This is a genomic window from Microcoleus sp. S13_C5, assembly GCF_036700845.1.
Taxonomy (GTDB): Bacteria; Cyanobacteriota; Cyanobacteriia; order Cyanobacteriales; family Microcoleaceae; genus Microcoleus.
In genome coordinates this window covers 66719-84962 of sequence record NZ_JAUBPR010000019.1, presented here as the reverse complement: position 1 = coordinate 84962, position 18244 = coordinate 66719, and the positions used below count along the sequence as shown (strand labels likewise).

Annotated in this window: 13 protein-coding genes and 1 pseudogene; 9 read left to right on the top strand and 5 right to left on the bottom strand. The window is 43.9% G+C overall.

The genetic code is table 11. The features are described 5' to 3' along the window. Nucleotides 1–250: 250 nt before the first annotated feature. Nucleotides 251–1352 (bottom strand): annotated as a pseudogene (locus tag QUA04_RS08105) (IS4 family transposase); the annotation flags it as partial. A 194-nt stretch (nucleotides 1353–1546) separates the two neighbouring features. On the opposite strand from QUA04_RS08105, the gene QUA04_RS08100 reads away from it, so the two are divergent. After that, a complete protein-coding gene (locus QUA04_RS08100) occupies nucleotides 1547–1897 on the top strand; it encodes a hypothetical protein (protein WP_333255519.1) in 351 nt (116 codons plus the stop codon). 189 nt (nucleotides 1898–2086) lie between these two features. Here the strand turns inward: QUA04_RS08100 and QUA04_RS08095 are convergent, their stop codons facing one another. Continuing rightward, the gene (locus QUA04_RS08095; RefSeq protein ID WP_333255517.1) at nucleotides 2087–2743 is read right to left on the bottom strand and encodes a hypothetical protein; all 657 of its coding nucleotides are present in this window, start codon (nucleotides 2741–2743) and stop codon (nucleotides 2087–2089) included. A gap of 132 nt (nucleotides 2744–2875) precedes the next feature. Continuing rightward, nucleotides 2876–3103, bottom strand: a complete 228-nt coding sequence (locus tag QUA04_RS08090; RefSeq protein ID WP_333255515.1) for a hypothetical protein — start codon at nucleotides 3101–3103, stop codon at nucleotides 2876–2878. Between the two features lie 555 nt (nucleotides 3104–3658). Here QUA04_RS08090 and QUA04_RS08085 point away from each other — a divergent pair. The 5 genes from QUA04_RS08085 (at nucleotide 3659) to QUA04_RS08065 (ending at nucleotide 13257) form a co-directional block, all read left to right on the top strand. Next, nucleotides 3659–9703: an AAA family ATPase gene (locus tag QUA04_RS08085; protein ID WP_333255513.1), complete on the top strand. Its 6045-nt coding sequence runs from the start codon at nucleotides 3659–3661 to the stop codon at nucleotides 9701–9703. 9 nt (nucleotides 9704–9712) lie between these two features. Next, entirely contained in the window at nucleotides 9713–11212 is a 1500-nt protein-coding gene (locus QUA04_RS08080) for a response regulator (protein WP_333255511.1), read from the top strand. Between the two features lie 180 nt (nucleotides 11213–11392). Continuing rightward, the gene (locus tag QUA04_RS08075; RefSeq protein ID WP_333255509.1) at nucleotides 11393–12232 is read left to right on the top strand and encodes a TdeIII family type II restriction endonuclease; all 840 of its coding nucleotides are present in this window, start codon (nucleotides 11393–11395) and stop codon (nucleotides 12230–12232) included. A 377-nt stretch (nucleotides 12233–12609) separates the two neighbouring features. Next, complete coding sequence (locus QUA04_RS08070; RefSeq protein ID WP_333255507.1) at nucleotides 12610–12861, top strand: hypothetical protein; 252 nt, start codon at nucleotides 12610–12612, stop codon at nucleotides 12859–12861. A 21-nt stretch (nucleotides 12862–12882) separates the two neighbouring features. Then, nucleotides 12883–13257 carry a hypothetical protein gene (locus QUA04_RS08065; RefSeq protein WP_333255505.1) on the top strand — a complete coding sequence of 125 codons (375 nt, stop codon included), beginning with the start codon at nucleotides 12883–12885 and terminating at the stop codon, nucleotides 13255–13257. 45 nt (nucleotides 13258–13302) lie between these two features. Here the strand turns inward: QUA04_RS08065 and hisB are convergent, their stop codons facing one another. Continuing rightward, nucleotides 13303–13941, bottom strand: a complete 639-nt coding sequence (hisB, locus tag QUA04_RS08060; RefSeq protein ID WP_333255525.1) for an imidazoleglycerol-phosphate dehydratase HisB — start codon at nucleotides 13939–13941, stop codon at nucleotides 13303–13305. A 207-nt stretch (nucleotides 13942–14148) separates the two neighbouring features. Then, entirely contained in the window at nucleotides 14149–14925 is a 777-nt protein-coding gene (fabI, locus tag QUA04_RS08055) for an enoyl-ACP reductase FabI (RefSeq protein WP_006634022.1), read from the bottom strand. A 329-nt stretch (nucleotides 14926–15254) separates the two neighbouring features. Between fabI and ntcA the strand changes: the two genes are divergently transcribed. The 3 genes from ntcA (at nucleotide 15255) to QUA04_RS08040 (ending at nucleotide 18114) form a co-directional block, all read left to right on the top strand. Continuing rightward, entirely contained in the window at nucleotides 15255–15920 is a 666-nt protein-coding gene (gene ntcA / locus QUA04_RS08050) for a global nitrogen regulator NtcA (protein WP_006634020.1), read from the top strand. Between the two features lie 77 nt (nucleotides 15921–15997). Further along, nucleotides 15998–17689, top strand: a complete 1692-nt coding sequence (locus QUA04_RS08045) for a DUF3084 domain-containing protein (protein WP_333255503.1) — start codon at nucleotides 15998–16000, stop codon at nucleotides 17687–17689. A 29-nt stretch (nucleotides 17690–17718) separates the two neighbouring features. Then, nucleotides 17719–18114, top strand: a complete 396-nt coding sequence (locus QUA04_RS08040) for a pre-16S rRNA-processing nuclease YqgF (protein WP_333255501.1) — start codon at nucleotides 17719–17721, stop codon at nucleotides 18112–18114. Nucleotides 18115–18244 lie beyond the last annotated feature (130 nt).

The following is an 18244-nucleotide window of genomic DNA, read 5'->3' as shown; positions in this document are numbered from 1 at the left end:
GCTGCTTGTTTATCCCACCCAACATGATGATGCCTCTAAATTCCCTTGTCAATAGCGTTTGAGATGCGCTTACCCTGAGGCTTGGGAGGCTTTAAGATATTAAAAACAGGAGGATTCATTTTTATTCCCGTACATCTGTGTTTAACTTTTTTGGATTTAAATTTTGAAACAGGTTTTTTGACAAATCTTGGATTATTTCTCTGAACTCTTTTCGGTAAAGTTGTATCAAGTATCTCCAAATTCAACCAAGTTAAAAAAAAGGAATTTCTTGTGGTTCTAATCGCTGAAATTTTGGGACAGCACGACGAATAACTCGTAATGTGCCCGTGAAAGAAATACTTAATGGGGAAATTTGTGCACTACGCGCTGTTTGACAAATTAATGACCGCACAGCCCAATGTCCTAATAATAAGCCATAAATTTCTTGTACTACTTCTCTTGGTCTTTGAGAACGAACATGGGTTTTTCGTTCTAACATATGTACTTTAAATTCATCAATTGTATTTTCGACTTCCCACCGTTGATGAGATTCGGCAGCCAATAACTTGGCCGGATTTTCTTGAGAGTCTAATAAACTTGTAATTAAACGATATCTAATTTCGGCTGTTGGGTCGTTTAAGTTTTCAATCGTGTACTCGATTACTCTGATTTGTATGGGTTCAAATCCTTTTTTTCTGAATTTGCCTGGGGGATTAATAAAACTTAAGTAAGAGCCATCTTCTAGTTGTGTTTCGTTGGTGAATTTAACATTTGACGGAATTCGTCCTAAATATTCACAACCCTTGCTGAGGGTGGCTGACACCATCGCATATGAATGCAAACCTCTATCCCACATTAACAACATTTCTTTGGTAACTGAGCGCAATAATCTTAAGGTCCTGACTCTTTCTCCCATCTTGTACGGACATATTAAGGCATCAAATATTAAGTGTGTTCCTGCTTCTACTAAAATAACTAATCTAGCGAAAGGGAAAAGCAGCCCTTTTACCTGGACGGCTACCTGGACGCCCAAAAACTCTGGCATTTTCATTACTATCTGGGATGCCTAAGCAGGTTCCATCTATTCCTACAACTCTCAATCCATTCAGAAAAGCTCCCACTGTTTCAGTTGTAGCCATTGGTCGTACCAACTGATGAAATAACTGGCTCATTACAAGAGTCCCTAATCTTTTTCGGGCTTTAGTAATAGCTGCCTTGCAGGGAGTTTTCCAATATTTACCCCTTTTCAACCAGACTTTATTAAGTCCATTAATTAGATTTTTTAGTACGTCGCGCATTGAGTCTTTTGACCATAAGCTCATTGCTATGATTAGACATACTACCAGTTGTGATGGTAGCCCACGATGCCGTTTCTATGAAAGCTTTCGTTTTGAGAATAGCTGCTTCTATTTCTGTTGATGGGATTGCTATTTCTATTGCTTTGAATATATCGCTACTTTTGAGCTTGGGAGATTCTAATAATATTTTTTTGTACGGCACTATACTTGATTTACTTTTTTGTACATCATACCTAGTTTATCACTTTTTCGGTCTTAAGTAAACCGTATTGCTTTATAACATCAGCTTAACTGTTGCAAGGAAACTTGGAAAAGGCTTGGGTACAACTCACAATAGAATTTCCTTAAAAAGCCGCGATTTCGAGCGAATTGACATAGACTGGACTGACCTAAAGTTCTCGGACAGGCACGGCATCACAAATGAATTTTTACCAAATGATTTTTTTCCTAAGTTTACAGGATATGCAACAGGGAACGAACTCGTTTTGTTGGCAGAGGTAAATGTAAAGAAAGTTGAACTATTAAGAACTCCTTTAAACGGTGAGCCAGAGCTGACTGCTTTGGACGAACGTCTCAGCATTCTCTATCTTGAAGGAGTGAGGAAATTAATAGGAGCTTGAACGGCAAAACATTACGAGAGCGATCGCTCCCTACAAGAGTGCTGAACTCACGCTTCTGGCAACTCTTGTAACATCTCTTCTACGGTTACATTCAACGGAGGCAAATTATTATGTACCAGCGACATCCTTCGATTGGTACTCAATCGCCTCCGTTCTCTGCATCCATGCACTCTAAAAAAGCACAATTTATTATGGGCTAGTATCGAGAGGCGTTTTAAGTTTCAGCTTAACATTGGTTCCTTTTTTAAGGGAAACTTCACCACCGGGACTAGACAAAACATAAGCGGCTGTTGCTGCACCCCCAGCTACAGCACCATGCTTGAATTTCGCTTTATTGCCGAGGAAATGACCGGCCGCTGCTCCAGCTAAAATAATGCCAGCATTCTGAACAAACTTGCCTTTGGTTTTTGTTTCTACCTGAGTATTAACTAAAGTAACATCCACGGGATAAGCTGAGCCATCTGCGAGTTGAATATCATCAAAAACTAGATGCAAACTCGCTTTTTTACCTTTAGCTGCTTTGACGACATCTTCCAGATGTCCCTGAATCACGGCATCTTTAAGAGTTTTATTGCCTCCTTTGACTCGCAAAGTAAAATGCTCGTTGTCGCGGTTTTTACTCGTGGACAAATCTTGTTGGAGAATGGTATCAAAACTGGTTCCTGCAGGGACGGCCGCTGGCTGAGTTTTAAGCTGACTGGACGTAGGGCTGCTTCTGCCAGCTACAGAATTTGGGCGATTATTAGCCGGAGCATTAGTGTTGGCGATCGGCTCGCTTGATTTCTGACAAGCAACAGTGTTGCACAGGAATACGGCACCCAATAGTAAGGGCATTAACTTTTTCATGTTGGTTTCTTCGATTCAATAGGCTATCAGAATCAGAATAAGCTAAAATTAGCCAACACTAACATATCGGAAAATAAAACTTCCACTCGGAAGCAGAAGTCATCCAAAGAACGACACTCGCTACCAAAACTGTCATAACAGTAAATCAGAGAGTCCTGGCGAGCGGATAACGTATTCTTGATGCGGGTAAAGCAGCGGTGTCTTGACGCTCAGCGGCATTCGCCATCGCCACCAACACCTCAATTTTTGGGAAACTAAACCCCGACCAAAACCCCAACACGCCTGCCATGCCCAAACTCTATAAGTGCGATCGCTGTCTCCTAGCTCGCCCGCAATCCCCACCTCATCTGTGCCGTCCATCCCACAGGCCCTAACACAATACTTGCATTGACTTTCGAGAAAACTCCGACGCTGAAGCCGATGAACTCTGGGAACCCGAAGGGGCAAGCTACTATGGCGACAAATTGATTCTGCAACCGAGGCAGTGGTGGACACCAGAGAAACAGTTAGAACTTTTGGATACCCACCCACTGTTTACTGGCCGGTGTCCCCAATATGAAATGACTTACCCCCAGTATGAAACGCCGCCTGTTCATTGGGATTGTTCGGCTTGCGGATGGATCGATGATTTGGTTTGAGGTGATGGTTGACAACGATAATTATCAGCAGTGAGAAAACACTCGATCGACACCCCACTTGAAAGTGCAGCCGACTAATCCCCCAACACACACCCAAAACGCGCATTGAGGCAGCACAGTTAACAACACAATCTCATAAGACCACGATTGCCAGAAGCGAAACATGAGCTCACTTTTGTTGAGTAAACTACTATGTTACAATCAGCTCCAATAATAATTATGTTTTAAAACCGGCCTTAACCTCACGCTCAATTCCCTTGCGATCGCTAGAATAACAATGACTATCAACTTAGCTGGCTATCAATTCGTTGAAACCCTCCACAGCGGGATAAGAACTTCAGTCGATCGCGCTTGCAAGAATTCGGACTTGTCCAGCGTGATCGTCAAAACGCTAAAGGCTGAGTATCCCACTCTTTCTGACATTACCCGCTTGCGACACGAATATCAAATCCTGCAGAGCTTGAACGTAGAAGCGATTATCAAAGCCATTAGTTTAGAAACCTATAAAAACGGTTTAGCACTGATATTAGAAGATTCAGGCTCCGATTCTCTCAACGATTGGATGAAGGGTAAAAAGCTCATAATTATTCAATTTCTTTCTCTAGGTATCCAACTTGTTTCCGCTTTAGGAGAGCTGCATAAAAATAACATTATTCATAAAGATATAAAGCCACAAAATATTATCATCAACCCAGCTACTGAAAAAGTTAAAATTATTGATTTCAGCATCGCTTCGCGCCTGGAGCGAGAAAATTCGACGCTCAGCCATCCAGATTTGCTCGAAGGCACACTCGCCTATATGTCGCCAGAACAAACTGGCCGGATGAATCGGTCAATTGACTACCGCACTGATTTTTATTCACTAGGCGTTACCTTCTATGAAATGCTCACAGGCGAGTTGCCCTTTAATTCCACAGACCCGCTGGAATTGGTACACAGCCATATTGCCAAAACTCCCATTCCCCCTCACCAGCTAAATCCTGAAATCCCACCACAAATTTCAGCGATTGCGATGAAGTTATTAGCTAAAAATGCTGAAGACCGCTACCAAAGCACTGAAGGACTAAAATTTGACTTAGAAACTTGCTTGATAAAACTACAGGCTAGCGGATATATTTCCAACTTTGTTGTTGGAAGTGCGGATAAAGCAGGGCAGTTAAATATACCGCAAAAGCTCTACGGTCGCTACAAAGAAATTGAAAAAATTCTAGAAACTTTCGATCGCGTTGCCCGTGGCACCACCGAATTAATGCTGGTTTCCGGTTATTCCGGGATAGGCAAAACAGTGTTGGTCAATGAAGTTCACAAACCCATTGTGCGGCAACGAGGTTATTTTATTTCAGGGAAATTTGACCAGTTCAAGCGCAATATTCCTTATGCTTCCCTGATTCAAGCATTCCAATCCTTAACTCAGCAACTTCTAACCGAAGGCGAAGCAGAAATTCAGATTTGGAAAGAAAAACTATTATCCGCTTTAGGCGATAACGGACAAGTCATCATTGATGTTATCCCTGAAGTCGAATTAATTATTGGCAAACAGTCACCTGTAGCAGAACTAGGGGCAACTGAAGCTCAAAACCGTTTCAGTCGCGTCTTTAAACAATTCATTGGTGTATTTACGACTATTGACCATCCCTTAGTTATCTTCCTCGATGACTTGCAGTGGGCGGATTCAGCATCGTTGAAATTAATTGAATTGCTAATAACTGATTCTGATAGCAAGTATTTATTGCTGATTGGGGCATATCGAGATAACGAAGTTTCTCCAACTCATCCGACGATTCAAACAATTGACAAGATTCGCCAAACTGGTGCGACGGTGAATAATATTGTCCTTCAACCATTACACCTGGTTCATGTCGAAGAATTAATTGCGGATACTTTAAATGAATCTGGCGGTTCGGAATCCCTGTCTGTAAAGACGCGAAATTTCGCGTCTCTACTTTTTAATAAAACGCAGGGCAATCCTTTCTTCTTAAGTCAACTCCTCAAAACTCTCTATCAAGAAGATTTGTTGAGTTATGATTTATACTCTGGCGTCTGGCAATGGAATATCGAGCAAATTCAAGCGATCGGGATCACCGATTACAATGTTGTCGAACTGATTGCTAGAAACATACGCAAATTGCCAGAATATACACAAAAAGTATTAAAACTTGCTGCTTGTATTGGCAACACTTTTAACTTAGAAGTTTTGGCGATTGTCAATCAGGAATCATCCTTAATCACGGCGGCGCAATTGTGGGAAGCTCTTCAAGCTGGGTTGATTTTACCTTTGAGCAATGAATACAAAATTCCCCTCGTATTTAGTCAGGAAGAATCGGGCGGTTTTACCTTAAATGATGTGAAGGTTGACTACAAGTTTTTACATGACAGAGTGCAGCAAGCTGCCTATTCTTTGATTCCAGATGAGCAGAAAAAAGAGACCCACTTAAAAATAGGTCAACTGCTGCTGCAAAGTACAACGCCAGAAGACCGAAAAGAAAATATTTTCGCTTTAGTTAACCAACTCAATTATGGTACTGACTTACTTACAACTGAATCCCAAAAATATGAACTCGCCCAATTGAATCTAATTGCAGGTCAGAAAGCGAAAGCTGCTACAGCCCACGATTCCGCCGTCAAATATTTGCAAGTGGGTTTATCTCTGCTAGCGGTAGATAGTTGGGATAATCGGTATGAACTGGCATTAAGGCTGCATGAGGAAGCAGCAGAGTCAGCATATTTGAGTGGTGATTTTGACGGAATGCAGAGATTCGTTGAGATAGTACAAAACTGCGCCAAAACGCTATTGGACAAAGTAAAAGTGTACGAAGTCCAGATTCAAGCTTATATGGCGCAGAACAAGCTGGTCGAAGCATTGAATACGGGGCTGCAAGTCTTAAAGCAGTTGGAGGTAGAGTTTCCCGACTCGCCAAACCCATCTGATATTGGCCAGGCGCTGGGGGAAACTGCGGCAATTTTGAGCGGAACCCGAATTGAGGACTTAATCGATCTCCCTGAAATGACCGATCCTTATCAATTAGCAGCGATCAGGATTTTGTCAAGTATATTTTCTGCTTGCTATTCTGGGATGCCCGTACTGGTGCCTTTAACAGTGTGCAAACAGGTCGATTTATCTGTTCAATATGGCAATGCTTCTGTGTCTCCCTTTGCATATGCAGTATATAGTCTTCTTCTTTGCGGGGCGGTAGGAGATATTGAGGGGGGCTATGAGTTGGGCCAATTAGCTTTACGTCTAGTGTCAAAGTTAAATGCCAAAGAAATCGAAGTCAAGACTTGCCACTTAGTGTATGCAGCCGTTCAACATTGGAAAGAACACGTCCGAAATACCTTAGAACCTTTCCTGGCAGCTTTCTCTACTGGGCTGGAAACTGGAGATTTAGAATATGCTGGCTATGCCATCATGGTGTGGAGTCATTACTCGTTTTTTGTTGGCAAGCAACTAATGCAACTCGAACGAGAGATAGCAACTTACACAGATGCCCTTCATAAAATCAGCCAAAAAACAGCGCTTAACAATACAAAAATCTGTTGGCAAGCCGTCTTAAACATGATGGGAAGAAGTGAAAATCTATGCCAGTTAAAGGGGGAAGTATACGACGAAGAGAAAATGCTGCCGCTATACCAGCAAACCAACAATCAACTGGCAATTCATTACTTATACTTGCACAAACTTGCGCTTTGTTATGTGTTTGATAATTACCAGGCAGCCTTAAAAAACATCCCTCAAGTAGAAAGTTCTTTCGGCTCATCTACAGGGCAGCTAACTGTTGTTATTTTCTATTTATACGATTCTCTAATACGGCTAGCTGTGTATTCTGAAACTTCGCAGTCCGACCAACAGGATATTCTTAACCGAGTACAAGCTAATCAAGAAAAATTGCAAAAATGGGCGCATCATGCCCCAATGAATCATTTACATAAATTCTATTTAGTAGAGGCCGAACGGCATCGTGTTTTAGGTGAGAAAGTAGAAGCGATCGAGATGTACGACAAAGCGATCGCTCTTGCTAAAGAAAACGAGTATATCAACGAAGAAGCACTAGCTTATGAACTCGCTGCTAAATTCTATTTTTCCTGGGGTAAAGAAAAGATTGCCCGCACCTACATGACCGATGCTTATTATGCCTATATGCGCTGGGGAGCTTTAGCTAAAGTTAAACATCTAGAAGAAAAATACCCGCAATTAATAACGCGAGCCTCTGTCATCACCGAAACCCCTTTCAACCCTACGATGACAATTGCTCCTTTGACCATTACAGGCGCTCAAACAGAGTTGCTAGACTTGGCAACTGTAATGAAAGCATCTAGTGCCATTTCTAGCGAAATTGTTCTACCTAACTTGCTCACCAAGTTAATGAAAATTTTGATAGAAAACGCAGGCGCTGAAACTGGAGCGCTTATTCTGTCAAAAGAGGGTCAACTTGTTATAGAAGCGGCGGGGACTAAAGATCAAGTCCGAGTGCTAGAATCTTTACCAGTATCAACTTCTGGGCTAGTGCCTATCTCGGTACTTAATTACGTCACCAGAACTCAGAAAGATGTCATTTTAAATGATTCGGGCCGCGAGGAAATCTTTAACGCCGACCCCTACATTACCCAACACAAACCAAAATCAGTTTTGTGTGCGCCTATCCTATATCAAGGTAAGTTAAGTGCCATCCTGTACCTAGAAAACAACGTGATTGCTGGCGCTTTCACGCCGAAGCGGGTAGAAGTGTTGCGGATGCTATCGGGACAAGCTGCGATCGCCTTAGAAAATGCCAACCTCTATCACAATTTAGAAGTCAAAGTAGAAGAGCGAACCGAGGAATTAAAAGCCAAAAATACACGCCTCGAAGTAGAAGTTCAAGAGCGACAGCGAGCCGAGCAAGCAGCAGAAGCCGCAAACCGCGCCAAGAGCCAATTTCTCGCCAACATGAGCCACGAACTTCGCACACCGCTCAACGGCATTTTAGGTTACACCCAAATCCTTAAACGAGACATAGATTTAACCAGTCAGCAAATTTCTGGTATTAACATCATTCATCAGTGTGGCGAACACCTCCTAACTCTGATCAATGACGTTCTAGACCTCTCCAAAGTCGAAGCCGGAAAAATGGAACTCTACCTCACCGAGTTTCACCTGTCAGACTTTCTCCAAGGCATTACTGAAATCTGCCAGATTCGCGCCCAACAGAAGGGAATCTCTTTGATTTACGAACCGCTAACTCAACTTCCCACTTGCGTCCAAGCCGATGAAAAAAGGTTGCGGCAAATTCTCATCAACTTACTCGGCAATGCCGTAAAATTCACCGAAAAAGGAGGGGTTACTTTCAAAGTAGACAGACTGGAGACTCAGCAATCTTTGTCATCACCAATCGCCAATTCCCAATCCCTAACAGCGAAATTTATTTTCCAAGTAGAAGATACAGGCATTGGCATCGGGCCGGACGAACTTTCAAAAATATTTTTGCCCTTCGAGCAAGCCAGCGGTTCAGTTCGCCAGATAGAGGGAACAGGATTAGGGCTGGCAATTAGTCGCCAATTAGTGGAGATGATGGGCGGCGAACTGAAAGTACAAAGCTCTTTAGGTAAAGGCAGTATTTTCTGGTTTGAGTTAGAGTTGCCTATTACCGAAAGCTGGGAAGGGTATCAAAAAGAACCTGAAAAATTTATCAGGGGTTTCTCAGGCGAGCGGCGGAAAATTTTAGTAGTTGACGATCGCTGGGAAAATCGCTCGGTTCTAGTTAATCTTTTAGCTCCCATTGGGTTTGAATTAATGGAGGCAACGGACGGTCAAGACTGCGTGAATCAAGCGCTGTTATTTCAACCGGACTGTATTATAATTGACTTGGTAATGCCAGTCATGGACGGCTTTGAAGCGGTGAGGCGGCTCAGAAAAATTCCTCTATTGAAGGATGTAATCGCGATCGGAACTTCTGCTAGCATTTTATCCGGCGATCCCCACAGTATTTTTCAGGCTGGTTGCAACGCTTTTCTCCTCAAACCAATTCGGGCAGAAAAGTTATTAGAATGCTTGGGCAACCATTTAGGTTTAGAATGGGTTTATGAGGAGCGAACAACTTTAAGTTCAGAAGGTATTTTTACTGATACCTCTTCCCAAATCCAAGACCAACAACTGATTGCTCCCCCTTCGGAAGAAGTTGCAGTCCTGTTCGATTTAGCCATGAAAGGTGAACTCCTCAGTATTGAGAAGCGAGCCAGTAAGCTGAAGGCAATAGATATGCGTTATGCACCTTTTGTCAATCAGTTGCTCGAATTAACTAAAAACTTTGAAGAAGACAAATTAGTAGAATTTGTTCAACAGTTTAGATGAGGACTAAAAATGACTAGCGAATCTTTAGACAGAGGAACCATTTTAATTGTAGATGATACGCCCACTAATCTGGGTTCAGTATTGGATTTTTTGACCGCATCTGGCTTCACTGTTTGGGTAGCTCGCAGTGCGTCTAGCGCTCTCAAAAAAGTGCAATATTGCCAGCCGGATTTAATTTTGTTGGATGTTCTGATGCCAGAGATGGACGGATTTAAAACCTGTCAACATCTAAAAGCGAATGACTTAACTAAAGATATCCCAGTCATTTTTATGACCGCGCTGGACGATACAGAAAGCAAAGTCAAAGGCTTTAATGTGGGGGGAGTTGACTATATCACTAAGCCCCTTCAACAGGAAGAAGTTTTAGCTCGGGCTATCACGCACCTGAATCTGCGAAATCTAACTAAAAAGCTTCAGGCGCAAATTGTCGAACGCGAGCAAGCGCAAGCTGACCTACAAGTTTTGGCACAAGAGCTAGAGACGCGAGTAGAACAGCGCACTGCTGAACTTTCCCAAACGAATGAACGCCTCAAGCAGGAGGCTGCTGAACGCAAGCTTGCAGAAGCAGCTTTGCAAGCATCGGAAGCGCGAGAGCGGCACAAAGCCCTACAGCTCGAAAATTCTCTGCACGAACTCAAGCAGGTGCAAAGCCAGCTCATTCAAAGCGAAAAAATGTCCGGGCTAGGCCAACTCGTGGCGGGCGTAGCCCATGAAATCAATAATCCAATTAATTTTATTTATGGAAATCTTTCCTATGCTCTGGAATATTCAAAAGCTTTGGTCACTATCCTTGACCTCTACGAAAAGCACTATCCTAATCCGGCTCCAGATATACAAGCAGAAATCGCAGCCAGCGAGCTAGATTATCTCAAAGACGACTTGCCTAAATTGTTCAAATCGATGTACTTAGGAGCCGATCGCATCCGCGAAATTGTTTTATCTTTGCGCCTCTTCGCACGGCAAGAAGGATATGAAATGAGATCGGTCAACCTTCACGAAGGCATGGACAGCACGCTGATGATTTTACAGAGCCGACTAAAATTTAACTCAGACCGCCCCTCGATTGAAGTAGTGCGGGACTATTGCCCAAACCTGCCCGAGGTGGACTGTTATGGGGGAGAAATGAATCAGGTATTTATGAATGTACTTGCAAATGCGATCGATGCTATTGACGAGTGGAACAAGCAGAGATCGCTAGAAGAAATTAAAGCGAATCCTAGCGTGATTCGGATTAGCACAGAAGTAACAAGCAGCAATTGGGTAGCTGTCCGAATTGTGGACAATGGGCCAGGGATTTCGGAAGAGGTTCGTCGCCACGTATTTAACCCGTTTTTTACGACAAAACCCCCCGGTAAGGGCACAGGGATTGGGCTATCGATTAGCTGGCAAATTGTAGTGGAAAAACACCGGGGAAGCTTGGGGTGTATTTCTGCACCAGGCGGGGGAACAGAGTTTACTATTGAGATTCCGATTCGGCAGGAGTCTCCTGTCTTGTCGTTGTCAGCTTGATGTTCTGCAAAAAAGTTAATGAATCCATCGGGTGAATTTTTTAAACTACTCCCCAATCTAGCCAGCTTAACAAAAGTTGTGTGGTCGCTGCTTGTCAAGTTTCCTCACCAACGCTCGTCATCCCAATTTGGTATTACAGTTTTCAACAAGTCTAGTCACCAGAATGTTTGCAGTAAAATAATGTCAGCTATTAGCTCAACTACCCGCGTCATAATCAAAGCATACTTAGAAGTTTTCATCGAGAATATTGTCAATGAATACAGAGGACGGCTAATACCGAAACTTGATATTCCAGCAGCATATTTATCATGCAAATCCTCTAAAGGTCAACTGAAACCTTTTCAGGCTGCTATTATGCCCTCAGAATTGCTACGGATTAACGAGTTTGAAAGAGGTTTCAGCAGCAGCTTGGGCACAACTTATGAAGAATGTGCAAAACTCATTGCTTTGGAACATCACCAAGAAGCAAGCAGAAGCTATGAAATTTCTGGCGAAGTTAGCATAGAGGCTATCAATGAAATTGAGCGTCAGATAGCGCTATTTGAACAGTCAGCCGACAAAAATGCAAATAAACCTGCTTTTGAAGAAATGATAGAAGCTGTTCTTGAGGCTCAAAAAACTCACCATTTAGTTAGGCGATCAGTCAAAGCAGATTTGTACGTGCTATCCCGTGACGGGAGGAAATTTTTCTTTGAAATTAAAGGGTCAAAACCCAACAAAGGACAATGCTTGGAGGTAATTCAACGACTGCTGAGATATCATTTACTGTGCGGACTGTCTCGGCCCGATGCTCAATCTTATTATGCTATGGCTTACAATCCTTACGGGCCAAATCGTTCAGATTATAAATGGTCAGTGGCAAGGAAGTATACGCCTTTTGAACAAGCTGTAATTATGGGACATGAGTTTTGGAATATTATAGGGGGAGAGACTGCCTACGAAGAACTTTTGGATATATATCAAGAAGTTGGGCGGGAGAAGGGTAAGCATATGCTTGATGCTCTTGCTTTTGGATTTTAGTAAATCACGAATTTCTTCTCAAGTTTCTCTTTTTATTTAAGTAATATGTAAAGCTTAGTTTAGGAGAAATAAAAGTGTCAGAGCAACTTCATGAATTATTAGCATTTGTTTTAGAAAAAGAAGTAGGAGTGCCTGCCAGCAAGTCTCGCTCTTTCGCCAGTCACTTTGCGGAGTTAGAAGAATTTTTGAACTGACAAGCAGAAACACTCAGAAACGGCATCAGCAGCATCTCTGGCAAAAGACTGCTCACATTTACTCCCGATGAGATTGAACGCATTTTAGCATTTATATCTTCAGGCAAGCTGTCGCTGCAACTTACTATCGCTGAAAATTTTTTAGCCAGCATTTGTCGAGATTTTACTGGGCGACAGCTAGTTATGGTGGAAAATCTGACTTTAGGGAAAATTCATCCCAACCCATTTTTAATTAGGGCGTTAAATCTGGACACTCCCGAAGAAGTTGTCAGGCTAAATGTTTATATGACTGCTACTAGGTCTATTGTCACTTCAATGGGATTTTTTATTCAAAAACTATTGATATCTTGCTCTGAAAGTGCAGAAAGTCCACCGGAAGAGTCTGGATGGGACGCAATTAAAACTACCAGTGATGGCGAGAAATGCTGGATATAGGTAAAAAGCGGCCCGAATGATATGGATAAAGACCAGATAGTATATTGGGCTGCCAAAATAGAGGAAAAAATTCAGGATGGCGATCGCGCTTATATTGGTATAGCTTACGGCAAAAGAACTAATAAAACTGTAACACTTGGTTTGCTGAAGCAAATTTTGCCAAATTCGGAAATGATAACTTTAATCGGTCGAGAACTGTGGGATTTTGTCAGTGAAGATACTCGCTATACTGTGAATCTGTTTGAAGTGTTGCGTGAGTCGGCTCGTCAAGTTTTAGCACAAAGTTCTATTGATGAAGCTATAGAAAGGTGTAGCGATCGAATCATCGCTGAATTTATCGGGAAGTACGGCGAGGGAAGTCAAGGTGTTTTTAACTACATAGCAGATATATTTTGATTTACAGGTTTGCAGCAGCGCTCAAACGCTACTGCAAACCCCATACTACAAAACTCCTTTAGAACTCGGAATCCGACTGGCGCGCCGGGGGTCGATTTCCACCGCCATCCGCAGAGCCCGTGCAAATGCTTTGAACGCCGCTTCCACAATATGATGAGAATTTCCGCCCTGCAACTGTCGAATGTGCAATGTCATTTGAGTGTGGTTCACCACCGCCGAAAAAAACTCTCTCACTAATTCAGTATCGTAAGTGCCGATCCGCTGGTTGGGAATTTCCAAGCCGTAACTTAAGTGAGGCCGTCCCGAAAAGTCTAGCACTACTTCAATTAAAGCTTCATCCAAAGGTGCGATGAAATGCCCGAAGCGAGAAATGCCCGATCGATCGCCGACAGCTTTTGCTAGCGCTTGGCCTAAGGTAATTCCCACATCCTCGTTCGTGTGGTGGTCGTCAATCTCCAAATCCCCGATCGCCTGCACGTCCAAATCGATCAATCCGTGAGAAGCAATCTGGTGCAACATATGGTCTAAAAACGGAATCCCCGTAGACGCCTTGCAAGTTCCCACACCGTCGAGATTGAGGCTGGCCGTGACATCCGTTTCCAGTGTCGTGCGTTTCACCAAGGCGGCCCTAGCTGGTTGAACTGAACTTGCAGGAGGCACAGAAGGACGATCTATTATCTCCATAATTCGCAATGGGTCATTCATTAGTTATTGATAATTAGTAATTGAAGATTACAGCTCGATTGGCGCTAATTCTCAAGTGTTTAGTTAAGAGAATTATGCAAAGCTCACAACTATGGAAAGGGGCGGCTTTTGCATAAAACTTACTTGTTAAAGTTCAAGTTTACTGTCTCAACCCGCCCCTACATAACTCAAAACTCTCGACAACTGTTACATTCCCATGATTTCGTAACCGGCATCGACATACAAAACTTGACCCGTAATCCCGCTAGCGAGATTGCTGCACAGAAAAGCTGCAGCATTTCCCACTTCCTGCTGAGTCACCGTCCGCCGCAGCGGGGCCACTTCCTCAACGTGGTGGATCATGTCCAGAATACCGCCAACTGCTGACGAAGCCAGAGTCCGAATCGGCCCAGAAGAAATCGCATTTACCCGAATATTTAACGGGCCCAGTTCAGCAGCCAGATAGCGAACATTCATTTCCAAAGCCGCCTTAGCAATTCCCATCACATTATAGTTAGGAACTACCCGGACGCCGCCCAAATAAGTCAGGGTCACAATACTGCCGCCCTCGGCCATCAGGGGTTTAGCAGCAGCACAAAGCCGCACCAGCGAGTAAGCGCTAATATCCAAAGCATTGGAGAAACCTTGGCGCGAAGTGTTGGTGAAGTCTCCCGAAAGTTCGTCCTTGCCGGCAAAAGCCAGACAGTGGATCAGGACATCTAACTTGCCCCACTTGTCGGCGATGGTTTGAAAAGTAGACTCAATTTCGCTCTCGTCTTGGACATTGCAGGGCAAATACAGACTGGGATTGAGCGGTTCCACCAGTTCAGCGACTTTGCGCTCGTGCTTGCCTTTCTCGTCCTTCAAATAAGTTATGCCGAGGTTGGCCCCAGCTTTGTGGAGCTGCTGAGCGATGCCCCAGGCGATCGAGCGATTGTTGGCAATGCCCGTAACAAGAGCATTTTTTCCGGTCAAATCTATCATCTGTATTTCTTCTAGAAGCAACTAGCACCGTTCTCATTGGCTCTATGCGACAACCCCGCCAGTTTAGACACAACTGATTCAGATTTAACTGATTGAGACACAATTGAGACACAATTGAGACACAATTGATATTAATTTTGCTGTGGAGCTACATGGGGGGGGAATTGAAAAAGTTAAGAGAAGGGCTAGATTTAATCATACAGCGTGTGTTTACCTTAACATTAGATGGAAGTAACCGAATCCTTGCATATTGGAGGTTGGGAAGTATATTTACTCAATAAGGTTAATCCGCAAGTTATAAAGTATTGATTAGTACAAAGGATCTAGTCGTGACGCATGATAGACCGCTAGCAGCCGTGTTCCGCCAAATCAGCGGCGGGGCGTTTCCACCCATTGTGGAAACCTTTGAACGGGGCAAGACAATTTTTTTCCCTGGAGACCCGGCTGAGCGCGTCTACGTTCTCATTAGAGGTGCTGTGAAGCTCTCCAGGGTGTACGAAGCAGGGGAAGAAATTACAGTCGCCCTCCTGCGCGAAAATAGCGTATTTGGGGTGCTGTCTCTGATTACGGGACACCGATCGGACAGGTTTTACCACGCGGTAGCCTTTACGCCGGTAGAGTTGATCTCGTTGCCGATCGAACAAGTAGAGAAAGCGCTCAAGGAAGACCCGGAATTGTCGATGGTGATGCTGCGGGGACTGTCGTCTCGGATTTTGCAAACCGAGATGATGATTGAAACGCTGGCGCACCGAGATATGGGTTCGAGACTCGTCAGCTTTTTGCTGATTCTGTGTCGGGATTTTGGCGTGCCCGGTACAGAGGGGATTACGATAGATTTGAAGCTGTCCCACCAGGCGATCGCCGAAGCGATCGGCTCGACGCGGGTAACTGTGACTCGTTTGCTCGGGGATCTCAGACAAGAAACCATGATCTCGATCCACAAGAAAAAGATCACAGTCCACAACCCGGTGGCCCTAAGCCAGCAATTCACTTGATGCCGAGAAAGTATAGGATTTTGGATTTTGGATTTTAGATTCAATCCAAAATCCAAAATCCAAAATCTAAAATCGGAATGACTGCTGGATACATCCTGGTATTTGTAATTTTAGTGTTGGGGGGTGTGATCGCCACTGTCAGCGATCGCCTTGGGACGAAAGTCGGCAAGGCAAGGTTGAGCTTGTTCAAACTTCGCCCCCGCGATACTGCTGTTGTTGTGACAGTGATGGCCGGCAGCATCCTGTCAGCAATTACTCTGGGCATTTTGTTTGCTACTAGCAAGCCGCTGCGAACGGGAGTTTTTAGAATAGACGAGATTCAAAAAAGGCTCAACAACGCCCGCAGAGAAATCGACCAGGCAACTCAAGAAAAAAATCTAGTTGAAACTGAATTAGCTCAAGCCAGAACCGCTCAAGCGCAAGCTAGAGCCAATTTAGAGCAAATTAATCAATCCCTCCAAGCTGCTAATGCCGAGCAAGCTCGGACGCAAACAAAATTAAAGTCGCTGCGGGCCCAGCTCAACAGCGTGCAAGCAGCCAAGTCTAAAACTGAAGAGCAGTTAAGTCAGGTAGAAGCCGCTAAATCCGAGACAGAAGAACAGCTCAGCAGTGTGGAAGCGGCTAAATCCCGCACCGAAGAACAATTGAAACTGGTGGAAACGATCCGATCAACGACAAAAGCTCAGCTCGATCGCACCGAGAACCAATTGAAAACAGTTTCTGCTCAAAAAACGACTTTAGGAGCGGAAATCGCCCAACTACAAGAAGAGCGCCAACAGTTAATCGAGCAGCGAGAGCAGGTAAAAACTCAAATTGCCCAGCGCGATCAAGAAATTGCCAAGCGAGAGAGAGAAATTGCCAAGCGCGATCAAGAAATTGTCGCTCGCAACGAACTAATTGCCCAGCGGGACAAAGAAATTGCCCAGCGGGTGCAAAATCTGGCCGAGCGCGATCGAACTATTGTCGAGCGCGACAAAGTAATTGCCGAGAGGGAAGCACTCCTAGAAACCTTGGCACAGCAACAAGCTCAACTCGAACAGCAACAAACTTTATTGCAGCAGCAAGTGCAAGTTTTGGAACGCGACTTTCAGGCAATCCGCGAGGGTACAGTTGCCATCAGGCGCGGTCAAATTTTAGCTGCTGGCGTGGTTCGCATTATTGAACCCGGTATGGCGAGTCGCGCGATTGATCGACTTTTGCAAGAAGCAAATAAAACCACCGTCGGACTCATGCAGCCGGAAAATAAGAAGGTTAGAGACCAGATTATTCAAATTACTAAAGCAGAAATCGATCAACTAATTAGTCAGGTTAAAGACGGTCAAGATTACGTGGTGCGGATTGTCGCCGGCGCTAATTACCTGCGGGAAGAAAAGGTAATTAAGGTATTTGCAGAAGCAGAAATCAATCGAGTGGTTTTCCGCGCTGGAGATGTGATTGCAGGGGTTGCTGTCGATCCCGTGATTTTGACCGACGAACAGGTGCGGCAGCAGTTGCTGCAATTGATAGAAGCTTGTCAATTTCGCGCTCGCCTGATCGGCGTTGTCGGCGGTAGAGTCCAAGTTGCCGACAGTCAGATTGAAACTTTGGCTGGTTTTATCGATCGGTTGCAGCAGTACGAGAAACCGCTGGATGTTCAGGCAATCGCGGCAGATGTCACTTACATCGCCGGCCCGCTTAAAATAGATTTAGTGGCTCTTGAAAACGGAGTCGTTGTTTTCCGCACCGGACCACAAAAACAAGGCCCAGGAGACTTGAAAATTAAAAAATAAGTTTAGTAATTAATAATGGATAACTGGCTATGATTTTAGGTTTCGATCCAGGTAAAGACAAATGCGGCATAGCTGTAATGGGTACAGATAAGAAGGTCTGCTACCATCAAGTTGTGCTGTCGGAAGCAGCGATATCTACTATTCAATCTTTGTGCGAACAGTTTCCCATTGAGTTATTGGTGATCGGAGATCAAACGACTTCTAAGAGTTGGAAACAAAAACTGACGCAGAGTTTGTCGCCTGCGATCAAAATTGTTCAGGTGGATGAGAGGTACAGCAGTTTAGAAGCGAGGGAACGCTACTGGCAAATGTACCCTCCGATGGGACTCGACCGCTTGATTCCCAAGGGAATGCGGACGCCGCCGAGACCGGTGGACGATATTGTGGCGATCGTCCTGATTGAGAGGTATTTGAACAAAAGTTAGTCAATTTTATAACCGTTACCAGTGATTCTCTTTGATTATTAAGGAATCAATATATTTTTGCTGCTCTTGAATTTTTCACTTAAATAAAATACACCCTAAATTTAGAGGAGTGATCGTTGAATCACAATTA

Coding starts and splice junctions, on each gene's coding strand:
- QUA04_RS08075 (WP_333255509.1), top strand. CDS start 11,393: ATGTCAGCTATTAGCTCAACTACCCGCGTCATAATCAAAGCATACTTA.
- QUA04_RS08065 (WP_333255505.1), top strand. CDS start 12,883: ATGGATAAAGACCAGATAGTATATTGGGCTGCCAAAATAGAGGAAAAA.
- QUA04_RS08070 (WP_333255507.1), top strand. CDS start 12,610: ATGGTGGAAAATCTGACTTTAGGGAAAATTCATCCCAACCCATTTTTA.
- hisB (WP_333255525.1), bottom strand. CDS start 13,941: ATGGAGATAATAGATCGTCCTTCTGTGCCTCCTGCAAGTTCAGTTCAA.
- QUA04_RS08040 (WP_333255501.1), top strand. CDS start 17,719: ATGATTTTAGGTTTCGATCCAGGTAAAGACAAATGCGGCATAGCTGTA.
- QUA04_RS08085 (WP_333255513.1), top strand. CDS start 3,659: ATGACTATCAACTTAGCTGGCTATCAATTCGTTGAAACCCTCCACAGC.
- fabI (WP_006634022.1), bottom strand. CDS start 14,925: ATGATAGATTTGACCGGAAAAAATGCTCTTGTTACGGGCATTGCCAAC.
- QUA04_RS08095 (WP_333255517.1), bottom strand. CDS start 2,743: ATGAAAAAGTTAATGCCCTTACTATTGGGTGCCGTATTCCTGTGCAAC.
- QUA04_RS08080 (WP_333255511.1), top strand. CDS start 9,713: ATGACTAGCGAATCTTTAGACAGAGGAACCATTTTAATTGTAGATGAT.
- QUA04_RS08090 (WP_333255515.1), bottom strand. CDS start 3,103: ATGGACGGCACAGATGAGGTGGGGATTGCGGGCGAGCTAGGAGACAGC.
- QUA04_RS08045 (WP_333255503.1), top strand. CDS start 15,998: ATGACTGCTGGATACATCCTGGTATTTGTAATTTTAGTGTTGGGGGGT.